This is a genomic window from Streptomyces sp. NPDC059900 (assembly GCF_050270335.1).
GTDB lineage: Bacteria > Actinomycetota > Actinomycetes > Streptomycetales > Streptomycetaceae > Streptomyces.
The window spans coordinates 1-1,888 of the sequence record NZ_JBNNJZ010000976.1 but is presented as its reverse complement, the minus strand read 5'-3'; the positions used below and the strand labels follow the sequence as shown (position 1 = coordinate 1,888).

Annotated in this window: 3 protein-coding genes; 2 read left to right on the top strand and 1 reads right to left on the bottom strand. The window is 68.1% G+C overall.

Going from position 1 to position 1,888, the window contains the following annotated elements:
- The coding region (locus tag ACQKIP_RS46365; RefSeq protein WP_427745758.1) for a hypothetical protein at positions 1-806 on the top strand (806 nt) is incomplete at its 5' end.
- Positions 807-872: 66 nt separating this feature from the next.
- On the opposite strand, the gene ACQKIP_RS46360 is transcribed toward ACQKIP_RS46365, so the two are convergent.
- Positions 873-1,400 (bottom strand): GNAT family N-acetyltransferase, encoded by a 528-nt coding sequence (locus tag ACQKIP_RS46360; protein ID WP_365864960.1) that lies wholly within the window; start codon positions 1,398-1,400, stop codon positions 873-875.
- 278 nt (positions 1,401-1,678) lie between these two features.
- On the opposite strand from ACQKIP_RS46360, the gene ACQKIP_RS46355 reads away from it, so the two are divergent.
- Positions 1,679-1,888: hypothetical protein (locus ACQKIP_RS46355; protein ID WP_427745757.1), on the top strand; the 210-nt coding region annotated here is incomplete at its 3' end.

Genomic DNA, 1,888 nt, shown 5'->3' with positions numbered 1-1,888 from the left:
ACCTCGCCTACCAGGCACAGGGGCGGCGCTACTGCGACGAGGATATCTTCCTGGCATCCCGGCTGCGCGACGACTTCGACATAGCCTTGTGCCATCCCCTGGATGCCGCCGCCCTGATGGATGCCTTCGACGCGGTTGCGGTCCGCAACAGCGGGCCCGTGCTGCACTATCAGCAGGACTACGACGCCTTCCGGGAACAGGCCACGGCCCGCGGCACCAAGGTCTACAACCCGCTGTCGGGCCGGGCCGACATGGCGGGCAAGCGGTACCTGCTGGACCTGACCGCCGCCGGATATCCGGTCATCCCCACGATCGACCACCCCGGGGACCTGCACCTGTTGCCCGAGGCCGGCCACTACGCGGTGAAGCCGAAGGCGGGTGCGGATTCCATCGGCCTGGCCTTCGTGCCCCGCGAGCAACTGGGCTCCCTCGCCTACGGCGACATCCTGGTCCAGCCGCGCATCGACTTCCGCTACGAGGTGTCCTTCTACTACGTCGACGACGCCTTCCAGTACGCCCTCCACGCCCCCGATCCGGAGCGGCGCTGGGTCCTTGAGCCCTACGTTCCCACCGACGCCGACCTGGCTTTCGCCCGGCGTTTCATCGACTGGAACACGCTCGATTGCGGCATCCAGCGCGTGGACGCCTGCCGCACGCGGGAAGGCGAACTCCTCCTGGTCGAGCTGGAGGACCTGAACCCCTACCTGTCGCTGGACCTGGTCCCCGACCAGACCCGTGACTCCTTCGTGGCGAGCATGACGGCATCCCTCCACCGCTTCCTGGACGCCCGGCCGCCCCGCACCTGACCTGACGTACGGGCCGTGAACAGGGACATCTGCCCGCGGGACGACGACACCACCGCAGAGGCAGGGTCAGCTGCGGAGTTCACCCTCCAGCAGGCCCATGGTGAACTCGTCGTACCACTGACCGTCGCGCCGGAAGACCTGGCGCAGCCTGCCCTCCTCGACGAAGCCGACCTTCTGGTAGACGTGGTGAGCAGCGTGGTTCTCGGTGACGACGGTCAGAGCGATCTTGTGCAGGCGCATCTTCTCGAAGCCGTAGCGGCAGACCGTCCGCATGGCGTCGGTGGCGTAGCCCTGCCCCCAGTACTCCTTCTCGCCGAGGTAGATGTCCAGTTCGGCGCATCCCGTCTCCGGTTCGGCATCGCGCAGCCGGACCAGCCCGATGAGCTGTGCGTCGGTTCGCACTTCGATGCCGAGGAGCACGTTGCCGTACGCATTGCACGGGCGATCCTCCAGCCGCTTCCTCACCTGCTCCAGTGGCTGGGCGTAGCCGTCGTCCATCCAGCGCATCACGTCGGGGTCGTGGTTCCAGCGCCACAGCGCCTCGGCGTCCGAGGCATCCATCGGCCGCAGCCTCACCAGGTCTCCGAGCGTCATGTCGGCCAGCCCTTCGGTCAGTTGAAGATCGGTGGTGATCTCACCGGTAGAGGTAGCACGGGCTGATCTGCGCACTCAACCCGATTAAGCGGCACCGCCCGACCGATCCGGTCCGGGGGCACGCGTCGGACCACAGCCCAGTCCGGCTCGCGCACACCCCCGGCCCCAGAATGGCCTGTCTGCCCCATGGACAACTCCCCTTCCCACGGCTTAACTTCACCGACTGACAACGATGTCAGATGTTCCGGCCGGCCAGCGTTGAGGAGCAGTGATCGTCGATGGTGTCACGAAGAATCCTCCTGCAAGCAGGCGGCGCGGCCCTGGCGGGCGGAGGGCTCGGCCTGGTCTCGCCGCAGCAGGCCGGTGCCGCCGGAGCCCGGGCCGGTGCCGATGCCGGCAAGTCCGGTGCCGCGGCCCGCCTCCTGCCGTCCTTCGGCCGCCCCGTCCGCCTCGACGTCGCCGACGTCGGCTCCCTGGACGGTCACGAC

Bases quoted from the DNA above. Each gene is read 5' to 3' on its own strand.
- ACQKIP_RS46360 (WP_365864960.1), bottom strand. From the start codon at position 1,400: ATGACGCTCGGAGACCTGGTGAGGCTGCGGCCGATGGATGCCTCGGAC.